Here is an 18,663-nt window from a genome sequence, read left to right on the forward strand (position 1 = left end):
TATCCCCTTCTATGAAGAGATGTTTTTACTATTACTGAGAAAAAAACATGATACTTGGAACGATAAAAATAAAATCCTACCTTAAAATGTTTACCTTCATTTTTAGCTCGAGTTTATTGGTGGGCTGTCTTCATCATGCTCCTACGACACAAGCTCAAGGTCATTTGGATAAATATGCAGAAATACGCCGCACTAGTTTAGGCATTCCACATATTAAAGCTAAAAATTGGCTTGGATTAGGTTACGGCTATGGTTATGTTCAGGCACAGGACAACCTTTGTACTATGGCAGATTCCTTTCTGACTTATCGTGGCGAACGCTCCCGATATTTTGGCGGACAAGCCACACTGGTTTATGAAGGGGTAACAGATAGAGTGAAAAATCTGGATTCTGATTTTTATCACCGCCATATTCTTTCAGAAGATATGTTACAACGTATGATTCAAGCCCAACCTGAAAAAGTCAAACAACTTGTTTCCGGCTTCACGGCGGGTTATAACCGATACCTGCACGAATTATCCCTTCATAACACGGCACATCAGGCTTGCCGCAATCAGATCTGGATCCAGCCAATCAGTGAGCAGGATATTTACCGGCGTATGTATGCGGTCTTATTCGCGGAGGGGTATACCCGTATGTTAACTAACATTGTCAGTGCCCAACCTCCTGCGGCATTATCAAATACAGATAGTTCAACCACTGAATCACCCCTATCAATAGCTACATTTCGTTTGAACAGTTTGGCAAGCAAAGGCGTTGGCAGTAATGCTTATGGATTTGGAACACAAGCCACCCATTCAGATTCCCCTCTATTGTTTGGCAATCCGCATTGGTTTTGGTTTGGCCCAGACCGTTTTTATCAGGCTCAATTCACAATCCCGGGTGAAATTAATGTCAGTGGAGCATCGTTTTTAGGTATTCCCATTATCCAGATTGGTTTTAACGATAATATTGCATGGAGCCACACCAATTCGGTAGCTGCCCACATGGGGTTTTATGAACTCAGTCTGGCACCTGATGACCCATTAAGTTATCTACGTGATGGCAAAAAAATAAAAATGCAAGCCAACACCATCACGGTTCAGGTTAAACAAGATTCTGGCTCTTTGACTCCGGTTACTCGCACATTGTATAAATCAGAATATGGACCACTGGTGAATATTTCCCCACTAAGTTGGGATACAGAAAAAGCATTTGCAGTCCGCGATATCAATCAAGAAAATTTTCGCTCATGGCGAAATTGGGTACGCTGGGGTCAATCCCGTTCTCTTGACGAATTTATTGCTATCCAACAACAAGAAGTGGCTATGCCTTGGGTGAATACCGTCGCTGTTGGTCGTGGCAGTGATCAGGCCTGGTATGCAGATATGGGGGCTGTCCCTAATGTTTCTCCAGAACAAGTGAAAATGTGTACCACTAAATCGCGCCAAATCTTAGCTGCGCAATTAGATCCAGCTATCCCATTTTTTGACGGTTCACGCAGTTTCTGTGATTGGCAGAGTGACCCTGATTCAGCCCAAACCGGTGCTGTAGGGCCGGCGCGAATGCCCAACTTGTTGCGCACTGATTATGTTGCCAATATGAACGACAGTTATTGGCTTACCAATCCTCAATCTCCCCTGACGGGTTACCCGGCCATCTTTGGTCCCGATAATAATACCCCTGTCAGTATGCGTACACGTTTAGGTCATATAATGGTACAGGAACGTTTGCAAGGCCGTGATCAGTACCCGGGGAAATTCATCAACACTGAGATACTTCAGAAAATGGTTTTAAACAGCCGTGTTTTGACTGCTGAATTATTCAAAGCCCAACTGTTAGAAAAAGCCTGTCATTCACCATTGGTTGATGTACAACATGATCCTCTGAATGACATAACCTACTCCTCTCCGAAACGGGTTAATGTAACCACAGCCTGCCAGATTCTAAAGGCTTGGGATAATAGTGGTCATATCACCGCGCGAGGAGCACATATTTGGGATGGTGTTTGGGATCGTCTGCTGGATTTACCGGATCACATTTTATTTGCCATTCCCTTTGACAAAAACGATCCATTAAATACACCGCGTAAACTCCATGATGATATAACAGAAACACTTCGACAAGCACTGGGAGCGACTGTGCTGGATTTAAATCATCACGGATTATCACTGAATGCACAACGAGGTGACTATTTATATTTATCACGAGGAAAGAATCGTGTTCCTTTATATGGTGGCTGTGATGAAATCGGGTATTTCACCATTGCCTGTGTAAAAAATATCGACGATACAAAACTCAATACCTTTGGCAACAGCTACTTACAGCTTGTTGGTTTTCCAAATAATAAAGTAGAGGCTTATACTTTATTATTAACCTCATTGTCAGATGATCCTGCTTCGCCACATTATAGTGACTCCACCCGTTTCTATAAGACTAAACAATGGTTACATTTACCATTTACAGAATCAGAAATTGTCTCAGATCCAAATTATAGTCTTCTGATTTTAACGGATTGATATTCCATGTTAAATAAAATTCAAATGTCACTACAGCAAAAGAGGTGCCACTGACGGAACAGAAAACTACCTATTTCTTGATATTAAAGCCTTTAAAAGGAGGCTCATCATAGGATTTTTATTTTATTACCTTCGTAGTAAGCGATATATCCTTTACCACAATGACGAGCTACCGGTTTAACACCCTGTAAGTGATATTGAATATTTCCGTCAGTGAATACACTATCAAAAATGTAATTAGGGCGAACTTCGTATACAACCCACACCGTACCATTTAGTCCGATGTGGGTTCTCCCAGAACTATAACAGTAGTTAGAATCTGTATTTACTGATGCAGTTGCAACGCTTCCAGTTAATGCAATTCCTGCTGCCAATACTCCGCCTACGAATAATTTCTTAAACATAAAAAACTTCTCCTTAACATTATAGAAACTTTCTATTTAAATTTATCACTTATCAAAGCATATTTGATAAGATGCGCTAAATGTAAATCATCACAAGATATTTTTACCATTTCAAAATTTGGAAAAGGCATATATTTTATATATTGAAAGTTTGGCTGGGATTATAAAATAATGACAGGACAGAACAATAATTAAATATTACTATCCATCATAAAGCTAAAAACCCCGTTGTTTTAACGAGGTTTATTAACTTACTGAAAGACAAGAATAAGGTAGCTTTCGGTGTGATTTTCCTATGACTTTATGCCTTCATATTTACCAACATAAACACTCATTCCACAGGAATATAATTTTTTAAAGCCTTTTAAATGCCATTTGATGCCATCTTCATTACGCACATCGAGAAAAACAATACCATCTTTAACAAGATATTTAGTATATAAATCATTGTGATATTCTACAGAAGAAGAATAGCAGTTGTTCCAGGGAATATCTACGTTTGCCGATGCAGTTCCAATGCCTAAAGTTAATGTAATACCTGCTGTCAATGCCCCGCCCAGTAATAATTTCTTAAACATAAAAAACCTTCCTTTAACAGTTTCATGACTTGTGATATAAGTTTATCACTTATCAAATCATATTTGATAAGATAAGCTAAATGTAAACCATCACAAAATAATATTGCTATTTCAAAATTTGGAAATTGTGTATGTTTTTATTTTATATTGTAAATTTAGCTAGAGTTAAGAAAGGTAGTTAAAAAAGTCATAATAGGAAATAGGAATATATTATTCATTGGAAAACAAAAACCCCGTTACTTTTAACGAGGTTTATCAGTGCCATGAAATTTTTATAATAATAGACTATTGGGTGAGATTTTATTTTTGTCTACCTTCATATTTACCAACATGAACATCTGAACCACAATGACTTAATTTTTTTATTCCTTTAAAATACCATGTAATTCCATTAATTTTTTCTACATTGCTAAAAACAGACTTTCCTCCATTTTTTACTACATATTTAGTATATAATCCATTACTGTACTCTTCAGGAGAGTTATAGCACTCGTTCCAATGAATAGCTACGTTTGCCGATGCAGTCCCTGCAAATAAAACACCCGCGGCCAATGCTCCAACTGTCAATAATTTCTTGAACATAAACATTCTCCTATCATAATTTTAGAATTTAAAACTTAAATATATTACTTATAAAGTTATTTTTGATAACGCACGTAAATATAAATTATCATCTGTCGATGTTGCAATTTTAAAATTTAGAAACCGACCATACATTCATTCTGGATTAGAAAACTAATTTAGATTATTATAATTTATAATAGGTATTGACATTTCTATTATTCACATAGTGAAAATAATTTATTTATAATTAAGACCTTATTGAATTAAATAATATACAGTCAAGTGCATTAATTATTATCTAACTGCTAATTTCTTATTGTTATCAGAATTCTGTTATTTTGATAAATATCAATGTATACCCAATGGATTTCAAGATGCATCGCGGCGGCAAGGGAGAAAATTCCCGGGAACATAGATAACTATGTGACTGGGGTGAGTGAGCGTAGCCAACAAAGAGGTAACTTGAAAGACAAAGGGTATAGATATTAAGGTATAGGATACTATAAAACATAATGGCTCCTGTAAATTCTATTCAGCCAACATCATTGATATCACCTGTTATCAATATGCAGCAACTGACCCGGATTTATCAACATGGTGAAAAAAACCCAATACCAATTCTGAACGGTATCACAGCACAGATTTTCGCCGGCCAGAGTTGCGCGATTGTTGGCACATCGGGTTCGGGTAAAAGTACATTACTGAATATTCTCGGTCTGCTGGATAAACCCACTTCCGGGGAATATTTTCTTTGCGGCGTTGATATGTCAACAGCCAATGCTGAACTTCGGGCCAGAATGCGCAATAAAGAAATTGGTTTTGTTTTTCAAAGTTTTCATTTATTGGCCGGAATGACAGCAACAGAAAATGTCGCTCTGCCGCTTCTTTACCGCGGTATTTCTGCTTATCAGGCCTATAAAATCGCCAGAGAAAAATTACATTTGGTAGGACTTTCCCATCGTACAACCCATTATCCGGCAGATCTATCCGGCGGTCAGCGGCAGCGGGTGGCACTCGCCAGGGCATTAGTCGGAGAACCTTCATTACTGCTGGCGGATGAACCCACCGGAAATCTTGATCAACAAACGGCAGAAGAAATTTTGTGGCTGCTTTCATCCCTTCACACAGACAATGCGATGACACTGGTCGTAATAACCCATGATTCTATGGTTGCAAACCATATGCAGCGTGAATTACTCATGGTTGACGGTCAGTTGCATGAAACCAGAGGTGTGGCAGTTCATGTATGATAAGAGTCAGTTCGGCAGCTATGGCATGTCGGCATTAATGATGTGGAGAGAAGCCTGGCGTAATTTAATGGCAACAGGGAGAAATACTCTGCTTGCTTTATCAGGTATTGCTATTGGCTGTGCATCTGTTGTGGCTTTTGTGAATACCGGGCATAACGCCACTCTTGCTGCATTAAAGATGTTCAGCGGGCTTGATATCAATGTCATTACAACAAATTTTTATTCCTATCATAATGGGGTTGATGCTGAATCAATTACAGTGGATGACCTGAAAACGGCTGTTCCCGGTTTGTCTTCAGCAGCCCCGTGGATCTATTACTCTTCTCCTGTACGCTATAACGGGAAAACAAAAACATTTATCGTGATAGGTTCTTCCGCAGAACTTGAAGAAGTCATGCGATTGCAAATTCGTCATGGCCGATTTATTTCTGATTATGACCAGCGCTCTCCTTATCTGGTTATTGGCAATGAAATAGCCGTTACCCTCGGTGAAGGGGATGCATCCCGAATACTTGGCAGGCAGATTCAGCTTGGTAATTATTTATACACAGTGATTGGTATTTTCGACGTAAAAGGGCAAAACCCTATTTTTCCTTTTTCTCTGGATTCGGTAATTGTTGTTCCTATTGATACTATGCGTAAAATATCATCCAGTACTAATCTGAATGGCATTATTTCCCGCACGATAACAACCTCCACTACAGAAACCGATGCAAAGAACTTATTGGCATTCTTTAAGCATAAGTTCCCAACGGTTGAAATTGAAGTTCAGATTGCTCAGCAACTACTGCAAGGGCAGACAGAGCAAAGCAGAACCTTTTCTTTTATGTTGATAGGATTAGCAGGCATTTCATTACTTACCGGCGGCATTGCCATTTCCAATGTCATGCTGATGAACATCACAGCCCGACGCAAAGAAATCGGATTGCGTATGGCCTTAGGCGCAAGAATTCAGGATATACGACATCTGTTTTTGTATGAAACTGCTGTACTGACTTTTGCAGGCGCAATTATTGGGGCACTGGTCGGTGTCATCGTTTCTTTCCTTTTTGTTCTGTATTCCGGCTGGTCATTTTCTCTGGCTCCCTCATCTATTCCTTTAGGGATCGGGAGTTCAATTGTGGCGGGACTTATCTCCGGCGTTTATCCCGCACATAAAGCCTCACAGATGGAACCCGTACAGGCATTACGTGATGATTAAAAAATATGTCTTTTATAGTTTCCTGACTCTGTTCTTCTGTTTTCCCCAAACAGGAATTTCTGCGCCTGAACAGAAACAATCAGCTTCATCAGAACCTGATCATAGCCTGCATCGGGAAACCTCAGGAAAAGTAATAGGCCTGTCATTAAGTGACGCGATCTCGTTGGGTTTAAGAAACAACTATGCAATTCGCAGTGTTTATCTGGATCGCATCGCACAGAAATTCGATTTGCGGGTGGCAGAAGACAGGTTTACACCCAAACTACAGCTAAGCGGACGTTATATTACGGGTAAAAATCAGGATGCGAGTTTCAGGAAAGCCAACCTTTCTCCTAAGGCCACATTACTGACTCCGTTGGGAACACGTTTCACGCTTTCATGGGCACGTGAAAACAATAAATCGGGGATAAACAATTTTCACAATGATGGTGCAAGTATTACGGTAATCCAGCCTCTTTTGCGGGGAGCTGGAACCGATGTTAATAATGCCCCGGCCTTATTGGCAAAACTCCGGGAACAGACCAACCGACTGAATCTAAAAGCAACGATTTCCGATTCAATCACACAAATCATTCTGGCCTACCATTCGTTACTCCGCGCTCAGGAGCAACAGGCATTGTCTGTCGCTTCCCTTAAACGTATGCAAAAATTAGTGGAGACAAATAAGGAACTGATTGATGCCGGCAGAATGGCCCAAACAGATATCATACAAACTCAGGCTGATCTCGCCATGCAAGAACTTTCAGCGAAAGAGGCTGAAAATAATGTGCATACTACAAAACTGGCATTACTTAAGTTACTCGCCCTGAATCTCAAAACGCCTATCCATGCAACCGATACGCTTAAAGGCACTCATGTCAGTCTGAACGTTGAACAATCCATAAAAAAAGCGCAGGCTCAACAACCGGTTTATCTTATCCAGCTACTTTCCGCAAAAACCGCAGATATTCAACTATTGCAGGCCCGGGATAACCGACTCTGGGATTTATCACTGGTTGGAGGAACGTCCCATTATCGTTCATCCTCTTCTGACACCCGCAACTGGGAAAATTATGTGGGTATGCAACTGGAGATCCCAATCGGGGATATGATACAGAAACAAGCGGAAGTTCAGGCCAGAGTTGATGTTCAGAAGCAGGCATTACATCTGGAAGAGGCAAGAATAAATCTGGAACAGAAAGTCATTAATGCCATCCGGGATACCGAATCCCGCTGGCAGGAATATCAGTTAGCGATAAAAGCCAGTTCACTTTCTCAAAAGAAACTCGAAATTGAACAGGAAAAATTACAGGCAGGACGATCCAGCAACTTTCAGGTACTGAGTTTTGAAACCGACCTAAGAAATGCGGAAAATGCCCGCTTGAATACACTTATCCAGTATCTCAATGCGCAGGCTGAGCTGGATCAAATTCTGGGCACAACGCTGGAAAGCTGGGAAATAACGATTAATGAATAAACATTCAATACTGACACGTTCAATGATTAAACGTTATCGATGGGTTATAGCTGGCATATTTGTTATGACAATTTGTTTTTTAGCCTTTTTTTCCGCAGGGCAAGTGTTCTCAGGAAAATCCTCAGATCAACAATCAGTGCAATGGATTGAAGTCAACCCCGGACTTATAGAAAAACAACTGGGCTTAGTCGGCAAACTGCAATCCAGACGCCTTGAAACCATACCTGCGCCATTTGAGGGTATTATCAAGCAGGTTCTGGTTAAAGAAGGGCAGCGGGTGAATGCGGATCAGACATTAGTAATGCTTGATACCCGAAAAATTGATATCGAACTTCGGCAGGCGCAGGCCGATATGATTAAGGCATCATCAGTTGTTGACCAATTACATGACTGGGAAAACAGTCAGGAAGTTATCCGAGCCAGAAGGAACGTCGAAAATGCGAACCATATGGTGATGGAATTAAAAAATAATCTCGCCAAAACACAGGCGCTTTTTTCACGGGGCATCGTTCCGCGAATGGAAGTGGAAACCCTTGAGCAGCAACTTCGTCGGCAGCTCACAGAGTTCGCATCAGCACAGGACGATCTGGTCTCTACCCGGCAAAAAGGGAGTGTTAATAACGTACGTGTTGCAGAGATGGAACTTCAGAATTCGACAAGCCGTTACCAGGCACTACAGGAACAATACTCTCACAAAGAAATCAAAGCCCCATTTTCAGGTGTCGTACTCAGGGCAACGCAGGGAGAAAAAGGGAAGTCCTTAACGATTCAGACCGGTGTTCGGGTTACCGAAGGAACACCTTTACTGGAAATTATGGATACAACACAGTATCAGGTATTGGCACAAGTTGAAGAAGCAGATCTTGCCAAACTCAAAGAGAGGCAGTCAGTCAAAATCAGCGGAGAGGGCTTTTCTGATCATCCTCTGGATGGAGAAATTGAAACCATTGCCATGCAAAGCGCAAATAACGATAAACCCGGATCGGCGATTTATTATGATGTTGTGATTAAAGTAACTTCATCCATGAATCGGAATTATCCCATCAGGTCCGGTATGAGTGCCAAAGTCAATATTGTTATTTATCGCAATGAACAAGGGTTTGTTGTACCAGAAAAAACAATAAATCGTGATAGCGACGGGCAGTTATCAGTAATCTGGCGCCCAAATTTAAAACATCATGCAGTGTACCGGCTGGTAACTGTCGGAGAGGCTATGCCGGAAGGCGTGGAGATCCACGGACTGGAAGCAGGGTTTATTGCATTGCCTCAATGAAAATAACCCCGAATGAAGGGGACTCAGGCTGCTGACGAACCTCGTTCAAAATAACGGTATGGAGAGTAAAAGACCCTGATTACAGGGTCTTAATTAAAAAATCATGATGATTCGGTGAGGCTTGGGAGGGCTTTAGATCATTCCCACTCAATTGTTGCCGGCGGTTTACCGCTGATGTCATAGACCACCCGCGAAATACCATCGACTTCATTGATGATTCTGTTCGATACACGGCCCAAGAAATCATATGGCAGATGTGCCCAATGAGCAGTCATAAAGTCGATTGTTTCTACTGCACGCAGGGAAACAACCCAGTCGTATTTACGGCCATCGCCCATAACACCTACAGAACGGACTGGCAGGAATACCGTAAATGCTTGGCTGACTTTATTGTATAAATCCGCTTTGTGCAGTTCTTCAATGAAGATAGCGTCCGCACGGCGCAGTAGGTCACAATACTCTTTCTTCACTTCGCCCAATACGCGAACACCAAGACCCGGTCCCGGGAATGGATGACGATACAGCATGTCATATGGCAGACCCAGCTCCAGACCGATACGACGAACTTCGTCTTTGAACAGCTCTTTCAGCGGTTCAACCAGACCCAGTTTCATGTCTTTCGGCAGTCCGCCCACATTGTGGTGAGATTTAATGACATGAGCATTACCGGTTGCAGATGCAGCAGATTCGATCACGTCTGGATAAATCGTGCCCTGTGCCAGCCAATTAACCTGAGTTTGTTTTGATGCTTCTTCATCAAATACATCAATAAAAACGTGGCCGATAGCTTTACGTTTAGCTTCTGGCTCATCAATGCCAGCCAGTGCGGACAGGAAGCGATCTTCCGCTTTAACATGGATAATATTCAGGTCAAATTTACCTTCAAACATCTCCATGACCTGATCTGCTTCATTCAGACGCAATAAACCGTTATCCACGAAGACACAGGTCAAGCGCTTACCAATCGCACGGTTCAGCAACAATGCAGTAACAGAGGAATCGACACCACCAGACAGCGCCAGAATAACTTGGTCATCACCAATCTGCGCACGCAGACGCTCTACGATATCATCAATAATAGAAACGGGGGTCCACAGCGCTTCACATTGACAGATATCCAGCACGAAGCGTTTAAGAATATTTTGTCCCTGATGAGTGTGTGTCACTTCTGGGTGGAATTGAACACCATAAAAACGTTTTTCATCGTTGGCCATTATAGCGAATGGGCAAGTTTCAGTGCTGGCAATTGTTGTAAAATCAGCAGGGATAGCTGTCACTTTATCACCATGACTCATCCATACATCTAACAAAGGCTTGCCATCTTCGCTCAGCGTATCTTGAATATCGCGGAATAATTCACAGTTATTTCTGATCTCAACTTGAGCATAACCGAATTCACGCTCATTAGAACAGAAAACTTGGCCACCCAATTGCATGGACATAGTTTGCATGCCATAACAGATACCCAATACTGGTACACCTGCGTTGAAAACATATTCCGGTGCACGAGGACTATTGTTTTCAGTTGTACTCTCAGGGCCACCAGACAGGATAATACCGTTCGGATTAAATTCGCGGATTTGCTCTTCAGTGACATTCCATGTCCAAAGTTCACAATAAACACCAATTTCACGAATACGGCGGGCAATAAGCTGTGTATATTGCGAACCAAAGTCAAGGATCAGAATACGATGCTGATGGATATTAGTTGTCATTTGAGGTGAATTCCCAAAACAAGTGGCAATTAAAAGATAAAAAAGTCAGTGGCCCGATTTGCGGGCCACTCTAAATAAATTACAGTCCCAGACGATAATTTGGTGATTCTTTGGTAATAGTCACGTCATGAACGTGGCTTTCCTGAATCCCAGCACCACTGATACGAACAAATTCTGCTTTAGTTCTCAGTTCATCAATGGTTGCACAACCAGTCAGTCCCATACAGGAACGCAATCCACCCATTTGTTGGTGAACGATGCTTTTCAGTAGGCCCTTGTAAGCAACACGACCTTCGATACCTTCTGGAACCAGTTTGTCTGCTGCGTTATCGGTCTGGAAATAACGGTCAGATGAGCCTTTGGACATCGCCCCCAGAGAACCCATGCCGCGATAAGATTTGAACGAACGGCCTTGGTACAATTCGATTTCACCCGGAGATTCTTCTGTGCCTGCCAGCATTGAACCGACCATGACACACGCCGCACCCGCAGCAATCGCTTTGGCGATATCACCGGAGAAACGGATGCCACCATCCGCAATCACTGGAATACCCGTACCTTCCAGTGCTTCAACCGCATCTGCAATCGCAGTGATTTGAGGAACACCTACACCCGTCACGATACGGGTTGTACAGATAGAACCTGGACCAATACCTACTTTTACTGCGTTAACGCCCGCTTCCATCAGTGCCTTAGCACCTTCGCCGGTCGCTACGTTACCGCCGATGATTTGTAAATCAGGGTACTTAGCACGGGTTTCACGAATACGCTGCAAAACACCTTCAGAATGACCGTGAGAAGAATCGATCAGCAGTACATCTACACCCGCAGCAACCAATGCATCAACACGCTCTTCGTTGCCAGCACCTGCTCCAACCGCAGCACCAACACGCAAACGACCTTGCTCATCTTTACATGCATTTGGCTTACGTTCTGCTTTTTGGAAATCTTTTACCGTAATCATGCCAAGCAGATGGAAATTATCATCAACAACCAGCGCTTTCTCAACACGTTGTTCATGCATTTTTTGCAAAACAACTTCACGGGCTTCGCCTTCTTTTACCGTTACCAGACGTTCCTTCGGGGTCATTACCGCAGTGACCGGCTGATCCAGATCGGTCACGAAACGCACATCACGACCAGTAATAATACCGACCAGCTCATTCGCTTCGGTCACAACCGGATAACCAGCAAAACCATTTCGTTCAGTCAGTTCGTGGACTTCACGCAGAGTCGTTTGTAGCGTTACAGTAACAGGATCAGTAACAACACCACTTTCGTGCTTCTTCACGCGGCTGACTTCTTCAGCCTGACGCTCGATTGACATATTTTTATGAATGAAGCCAATGCCCCCTTCCTGTGCCAGTGCGATTGCTAGTGAAGATTCCGTTACGGTATCCATAGCAGCAGAAAGCATAGGAACGTTTAGGCGAATGACAGAAGTTAATTGAGTGGACAGATCTGCTGTGTTAGGCAGGACTGTAGAATGGGCAGGTACCAACAAAACATCGTCGAAAGTTAATGCTTCTTTTTTAATTCGTAACATGGGCAATATCTCACCAAGCAATGGGCAATAAGAGGGATAAAATATTGCCGCGGCATTATACAGGCCGAAATCGGTTGCCTCCAGCATTTTTTGAAAAAAATTCTTGATTAGTCCTGAGAGGTGATTAATATCGTTTAATTAAGCCCTTGCTTTAAAATTTGATCTGGATCACATGTCGCTACCAACCAATACCGGGATCTTTTCTGTTAGCCGCCTGAATCAGACGGTTCGTCAACTATTGGAGATGGAAATGGGCAGAATCTGGATTTCTGCCGAAATGTCCAATTTTTCTCAGCCATCATCAGGACACTGGTACTTCACATTAAAGGATGAACGTGCACAAATTCGTGCTGCCATGTTCCGAAATCAAAATCTGAGGGCAACTTTTCGCCCACAAAATGGTCAACAAGTATTGGTTCGGGCACAAATCACCCTGTATGAACCCCGGGGTGATTATCAACTGATTGTGGAAAGTATCCAACCTGCCGGTGATGGGCTGCTACAACAACAATTTGAAGCATTGAAACAGAAACTCTCCGCAGAGGGATTATTTGAACAGTTCCATAAAAAAACTCTGCCCTCACCTGCAAAACGCCTTGGTGTGATTACTTCTGCCAGCGGCGCAGCATTGCACGACATTCTGAATATCTTGAAGCGCCGTGATCCTTCCTTGCCGATTATCATTTATCCTACCGCTGTTCAGGGTGCAGAAGCACCATTGCAGATTATTCGCGCGATTGAACTGGCGAATGCCCGGCAAGAGTGTGATGTATTGATTGTTGGACGGGGTGGCGGATCACTGGAAGATTTATGGTGCTTTAATGATGAGCAAGTGGCACGGGCAATATTTCAAAGCCATATTCCCATTGTCAGTGCTGTTGGACATGAAACAGATGTGACCATTGCGGATTTTGTCGCTGATCTACGTGCGCCGACACCTTCCGCCGCCGCAGAGTTAGTCAGCCGTAATCAGATAGAATTATTACGGCAAATTCAATCTCTGCAACAACGTCTTGAAATGGCGATGGATTACTTTTTTGCTCAAAAGCAACGCGTGTTTAATGGATTGCAGCATCGGTTACAACAACAACGCCCTGATTTGCGTTTGGCACGCCAGCAAAATCATTTGGCTGAGTTACGCCAAAAGTTAATTGATAGTTTTTTACGTTGTCTGAAACAACATTCAATCTCATATGAAAAGTGGAATCAACGGCTGTTACACATTCATCCTGAACGGGAAATCCAATATTACAGTCAATCTATCCAACAACTTGATTTTCGTTTAAAACAAGCTGTTGAGCGGCAATTAGGGCGTTATCGGGAAAAATTTGCTGTTTCTTGTTCCCGGATGGAAACAGTCAGTCCACTGGCAACGTTGAGCCGCGGTTACAGTATCAGTGAAGCATCTGATGGAAAGTTGTTGAAGCAGGTTAAACAGGTGAAAGTTGGAGATAGGTTGAAAACAAGGTTACAGGATGGTTGGGTTGAGAGTCAGGTGACACAGGTGAAAAAAACCAGAAAGAAAAAAAATTAACGTCAATAAAATAGCGGTGAGTTTTCACCGCTGTTTCTATATGGTTATTTAGATTTGATTAGAATCTAACTTCAGCACCTAAAACGTAAGTTCTGCCACGGGCTGTTTGAGTTACAGACTCGCCATTAGATATATTTGCTGAAGAATTCATGCGATTCAACGCATCAGCATAATTTTTATTAGCTATGTTCTGTACTGAGAATTTAATAAGGATATTTTTATTGATTTGATAATCTGTGTATAAATCAATAATAGTTGGTATCTTATCATCTTTTAACATTTTATCACTAATATTCCAATCACCATCTGTTTCAGGATCTTGATGATAAGACTGACCTGTATATTTCACTATTGCACCAATACGAACTTTTTCTTCCAGTAAACGAACACCTGTATCTAATGTCATATAGCTCTCTGGTAACTGAGATGCAGAGCTTGTTCCCATAATAGTTGCTGCCTGTGAAGCAGGCTGTTGTGTTTTCTGCTGACTATAGGCTAATGAACTATAAAATACACCTGCATCATAATTAACCGTAATTTCATAACCTTTCATCGTCACTGGGGTCAGGCTATTCGTATATATATACGTATTAACATCAGAACTTAATTTATTGATATCTATTGCATTTAGCTCTTCATCATTTTTACACATTTTTTTCTCACCACACAGTGTATATTTATCACTACTAATATAATTTTTAATCTTTGTGTGGAATAGTGTTGCTTTCAGACGGAATGTATCTCCATCAACAATTAAATTTGGGTGATAACTATTAAAACCAATTTGATAAGTATCTGCTATTTCGCCTTTGAGGAAAGGATTGACAGAGTTACCTTCTCCACCAGGATAAAATACTTCCTGAATATTTGGCGCTCTCATTGAATGCGTGTAGCTCACAAATGGCTGAAATTCAGGTATAATTTCTGCTGATAATAAAATGCTCGGATTAAAAGCATGATTTTTCAAATCCACCTGAGCAGCTCCTTGAGGGAAACAGGAAATTCGCGGATCACAGGCTGGCTTAACTCCTTTAAGACGGTAATCTAAATAATTAAGTCCCAAATCGGCAGTATAAATACCATGTTCTATTTTTAGCCGGCTATAAATACTGGCAATATTTTGTTCTCCGCCTGGTGAAAACTGATTATTTTCTTCTTTTACTGTATTATCAGCACCAACACCAATAAGTGTTTTCTTTTTATATTCAGTATGCATCAATTTACTGCCAAGGGTAAATGCAAAATCAGTATCAGCATAATTAAATCGACTGGTGTTTTTAACATTAATAGCATTAGATTTATTATGCGACTCAGTCCTACCTAAACCGGGTATAGAATCCATCTGCAACATCTGATCGCCACGTCCCGTACTAAGCAGAACCTCAGTATCAATTAATTCACTAAATGGTGTGTAATGATATTTTAGGTAGTAATCATAACTATCAATATGGCGTTTAGTGAATTTATTATGATAAAAACGCCCGGAGAACTCCAAATCATGAAAATCATTGGGTTTAATATTTACTTTCATCAGTTGTGAATTTGGTTTCTGTTTAAATGTCTTATCCGTACCAAACTCTTCACTGCTGATACCCATACCATTTTTATAATGAGCATCAATATTGTGACCGCTCACAGCCAGCATAGCACCAATAGAACCTTCCGGACTGAATGCCTGCGTTTTTCCCGCAATTGCAATCATGCCATTTTTACCGATGCCATTAGTACCATAGCTTGATTTAGTCCGGATGCCCAGATTACTGCCTTCGAAAATAACATCATCAATCCCAATAGTACGGAAATTCGCACTTCCGGCCAGCGCATTGACTGAACCGTCATCGTTAGCCTGTCCACGGTCAATATCTGTTCGTATAATAAAATTAGGATCAATCAAAGTACCAAACTGATTATACGGTTGGCTCCCATGCGAAAACCCGCTCGGTGCTATACCATAAAAACTCTGGCTAACACCATCCACCATCATATTAACGCGGCCAAAACCACTTAACCCACGGATATTAACACTTACTGTTCCTTGGCTGACGTCCATCTGAGTATAAGTTCCCGGTAAACTGCGCAGTACGCTATCCATGGATTCTAGTTTATTATCTTCCCCCACAGAGCTATAAGCGCCGGGTTTTTCCATTGCTTCAATATGCGGAGAATTTTTATTATCCTGAGCACCTGAAACTTTCAGCCTGCTGAACCGAAGAACTTTTTCTTTTTTATTGTCATCTGTGTTTTCAGCATAAGCGATTCCCTGAAGCCCAATCAGCATTACGCTGGCTCCAGCTATTTTTGCTACAATTTTCATTAACCTTACCCTAAATAAGAGAATATTTATTGTTGCTCACATTGCTTCGTAAATTTACGTAATAGAACTCTATGGAACTGATAAATAATTACCAGCACCATAGGTTATAAATAGATTTTTTTAATCTTTTAATTCTGGAAAATATGTTTTAGCGTTATCTAACATCAATAAGAAACTGTAATCAAAAGCGATATCATTTATACGATTAAAACGCCCAGTCTTTCCACCATGCCCGGTATCCATATTCGTCTCCAATAATAAAAGACTATTACCCTGTTTCATTTCCCTTAATTTCGCTATCCATTTTGCAGGCTCCCAATATTGCACCTGAGAATCATGCAAACCTGTTGTAACCAGCAAGTTTGGATAACGCTGATGTTTAATATTGTCATAAGGGCTATAAGATTTAATACGAAGGTAATCTTCTTTATTATTCGGATTACCCCACTCTTCATATTCCCCCGTAGTCAGAGGAATGGATGAGTCAAGCATGGTTGTCAGTGCATCCACAAAAGGCACTTTCGCAATGACGCCACGATATAATTCTGGTGCCTGATTAATGACTGCCCCCATTAATAAACCACCCGCACTGCCGCCTTCTGCATAAACACGCTTGCTATCACCATAGCCATCAGCAATCAGCGTCTTGGTCGCATCAATAAAATCATGAAAACTGTTCATCTTGTTTTCGATTTTACCTTGCAGATACCAATTCTTGCCTAAATCACCACCACCACGCACATGCACCAGCGCATAGACAAAACCGCGATCCAACAAACTCAGCAATGCAGAACTAAAATAGGGATCCATGCTAATGCCATAAGCACCATAACCGTAAATCAGGATCGGGTTCTCACCTTTTTTGAACAGGGATTTGCGGTACACCAGTGAAACAGGTACTTCCACGCCATCACGCGCTTTTACCCAAATGCGCTGGCTTTCATAATTCTCTTTGTTGAAGCCTTTAACTTCCTGCTGTTTCAATAGCTCACGCTCACCTGTCTGCATATCCCACTGGAATACAGAACTTGGCGTTGTCATGGATGAATAGCTGTAGCGCAGTAAGTTAGTATCCGGCTCAGGATTATAACTCAATGAGGCCATATAGGCCGGATCATCAAATTGAACGCGTTTTTCCTGCTGAGTTTTCCAATCAATCTGACGGATTGACGATAATCCTTTGGTACGTTCTTGTAAAACCAGCCAATTGTTGAACAACGCAAAGTTTTCCAGATCCGTATTTTCCTGTGGAGCAATAACGGTTTCCCACAGTTTATCGAGGGCGCTTGTCCGATATAAACCAAATAGTGGGTTTTCATGGTTAGAACGGATATAAAACTGTCCACGGAAATGATCGAGATCGTACTCACGTCCCGCCTGACGGGCAGAGAAAACTTGCGGCTCTGTTTGCGGATTGTTAGCATCAATCAGGCGATATTCTGAAGTTGAGTAACTTGAACTCGAAATCAAAATATAATCAAGCGAAGTACTTTCCGAAATTGACAGATAAAAACGATCATCTTCTTCCTGATAAACCTTTTTATCCTGCTTGGTATCCGTACCATATTGATGGCGGAATAACTGATAAGGCAATAAAGTTTGTACATCTCTGCGCACATAAAACAGGGTGTTGCCATCATTGGCCCACAAAATATTACCGGACGTATTTTCTATGGCATTATTCTGCCAATCAGCATCGGCAAAATTCTTAAATGAGATTTGGAAATTACGGCGCCCTTGGGTATCTTCTGCCACCGCAATGCGCTTGTTATCCAACGTAACAGCAAATCCGCCAATTTGATAAAACTTATGGCCTTTTGCCCGCTCGTTGCCATCAACCATAACCTGCCAGTCAGATGAGTTTTCGGCAGGCTTACGCTGATAAATCGGGAAATCCTTCCCTGCTTCGTAAACGGTACGATAAATATACCCATTATAGGTATAAGGAACAGATTGATCTTCTTTACTCATTCTGTCAGTCATTTCTTTATACAGGGTTTCACGTAATTCCTGACCTGATTTCAGCATTTGCTTGGTATACTGATTTTCAGACGTTAAGTAATTAATGACATTTTTGTCCTGACGGTTATCATCGCGCAGCCAATAGTAATTATCGATGCGGGTATCTCCGTGGATCTCCATCTTATGCGGCTGTTTTGTCGCCATAGGTGGCACCATATTTTCCTCCGTTGCGATAGTGGCAAAACTATTGCTCAACAAACTTCCTCCCAGCAAAAAGCCGAGCATGGCTCTTTTACTGCTACTGCGCATTATCTTTTTTATAGGTGATGAAAATACCGTTTCATACTGTGACATGCCATCAATCCTGT

At 41.6% G+C, this 18,663-nt stretch carries 13 protein-coding genes; 6 read left to right on the forward strand and 7 right to left on the reverse strand.

What is annotated here, in order from left to right:
- Positions 1 to 47 precede the first annotated feature (47 nt).
- A complete protein-coding gene (locus AC5JQI_RS11135) occupies positions 48 to 2,498 on the forward strand; it encodes a penicillin acylase family protein (RefSeq protein WP_493912208.1) in 2,451 nt (816 codons plus the stop codon).
- A 107-nt stretch (positions 2,499 to 2,605) separates the two neighbouring features.
- On the opposite strand, the gene AC5JQI_RS11140 is transcribed toward AC5JQI_RS11135, so the two are convergent.
- The 3 genes from AC5JQI_RS11140 to AC5JQI_RS11150 all read right to left on the reverse strand — a co-directional run bounded on the left by AC5JQI_RS11140 (position 2,606) and on the right by AC5JQI_RS11150 (position 4,062).
- Positions 2,606 to 2,902 carry an LCI family antimicrobial peptide gene (locus AC5JQI_RS11140; RefSeq protein WP_493912209.1) on the reverse strand — a complete coding sequence of 99 codons (297 nt, stop codon included), beginning with the start codon at positions 2,900 to 2,902 and terminating at the stop codon, positions 2,606 to 2,608.
- Between the two features lie 293 nt (positions 2,903 to 3,195).
- On the reverse strand, positions 3,196 to 3,480 hold the full coding sequence (locus AC5JQI_RS11145; protein WP_493912210.1) for an LCI family antimicrobial peptide: 285 nt from the start codon (positions 3,478 to 3,480) through the stop codon (positions 3,196 to 3,198).
- 300 nt (positions 3,481 to 3,780) lie between these two features.
- Positions 3,781 to 4,062, reverse strand: coding sequence for an LCI family antimicrobial peptide (locus AC5JQI_RS11150; protein WP_493912211.1), 282 nt, complete (start codon positions 4,060 to 4,062; stop codon positions 3,781 to 3,783).
- Between the two features lie 494 nt (positions 4,063 to 4,556).
- On the opposite strand from AC5JQI_RS11150, the gene AC5JQI_RS11155 reads away from it, so the two are divergent.
- The 4 genes from AC5JQI_RS11155 to AC5JQI_RS11170 all read left to right on the forward strand — a co-directional run bounded on the left by AC5JQI_RS11155 (position 4,557) and on the right by AC5JQI_RS11170 (position 9,224).
- Positions 4,557 to 5,294: an ABC transporter ATP-binding protein gene (locus tag AC5JQI_RS11155; RefSeq protein WP_493912212.1), complete on the forward strand. Its 738-nt coding sequence runs from the start codon at positions 4,557 to 4,559 to the stop codon at positions 5,292 to 5,294.
- Positions 5,287 to 6,495, forward strand: a complete 1,209-nt coding sequence (locus AC5JQI_RS11160) for an ABC transporter permease (protein WP_493912213.1) — start codon at positions 5,287 to 5,289, stop codon at positions 6,493 to 6,495. Before AC5JQI_RS11155 ends, AC5JQI_RS11160 begins: the two co-directional genes overlap by 8 nt.
- On the forward strand, positions 6,488 to 7,951 hold the full coding sequence (locus tag AC5JQI_RS11165; protein WP_493912214.1) for a TolC family protein: 1,464 nt from the start codon (positions 6,488 to 6,490) through the stop codon (positions 7,949 to 7,951). Before AC5JQI_RS11160 ends, AC5JQI_RS11165 begins: the two co-directional genes overlap by 8 nt.
- Before the next feature lie 64 nt (positions 7,952 to 8,015).
- Positions 8,016 to 9,224, forward strand: coding sequence for an efflux RND transporter periplasmic adaptor subunit (locus AC5JQI_RS11170; protein ID WP_493912215.1), 1,209 nt, complete (start codon positions 8,016 to 8,018; stop codon positions 9,222 to 9,224).
- 137 nt (positions 9,225 to 9,361) lie between these two features.
- On the opposite strand, the gene guaA is transcribed toward AC5JQI_RS11170, so the two are convergent.
- Positions 9,362 to 10,939 carry a glutamine-hydrolyzing GMP synthase gene (gene guaA / locus AC5JQI_RS11175; RefSeq protein ID WP_493912216.1) on the reverse strand — a complete coding sequence of 526 codons (1,578 nt, stop codon included), beginning with the start codon at positions 10,937 to 10,939 and terminating at the stop codon, positions 9,362 to 9,364.
- Positions 10,940 to 11,018: 79 nt separating this feature from the next.
- A complete protein-coding gene (gene guaB / locus AC5JQI_RS11180) occupies positions 11,019 to 12,485 on the reverse strand; it encodes an IMP dehydrogenase (RefSeq protein WP_237385103.1) in 1,467 nt (488 codons plus the stop codon).
- A gap of 172 nt (positions 12,486 to 12,657) precedes the next feature.
- On the opposite strand from guaB, the gene xseA reads away from it, so the two are divergent.
- Entirely contained in the window at positions 12,658 to 14,019 is a 1,362-nt protein-coding gene (gene xseA / locus AC5JQI_RS11185; RefSeq protein ID WP_493912217.1) for an exodeoxyribonuclease VII large subunit, read from the forward strand.
- Positions 14,020 to 14,077: 58 nt separating this feature from the next.
- Here the strand turns inward: xseA and AC5JQI_RS11190 are convergent, their stop codons facing one another.
- Together AC5JQI_RS11190 and AC5JQI_RS11195 are read right to left on the reverse strand one after the other, a co-directional pair.
- Positions 14,078 to 16,333 carry a TonB-dependent receptor domain-containing protein gene (locus AC5JQI_RS11190; RefSeq protein WP_493912218.1) on the reverse strand — a complete coding sequence of 752 codons (2,256 nt, stop codon included), beginning with the start codon at positions 16,331 to 16,333 and terminating at the stop codon, positions 14,078 to 14,080.
- 120 nt (positions 16,334 to 16,453) lie between these two features.
- Positions 16,454 to 18,604 (reverse strand): S9 family peptidase, encoded by a 2,151-nt coding sequence (locus tag AC5JQI_RS11195; protein ID WP_493914664.1) that lies wholly within the window; start codon positions 18,602 to 18,604, stop codon positions 16,454 to 16,456.
- Positions 18,605 to 18,663: the final 59 nt, after the last annotated feature.

Source organism: Xenorhabdus sp. XBWT, from assembly GCF_059072735.1.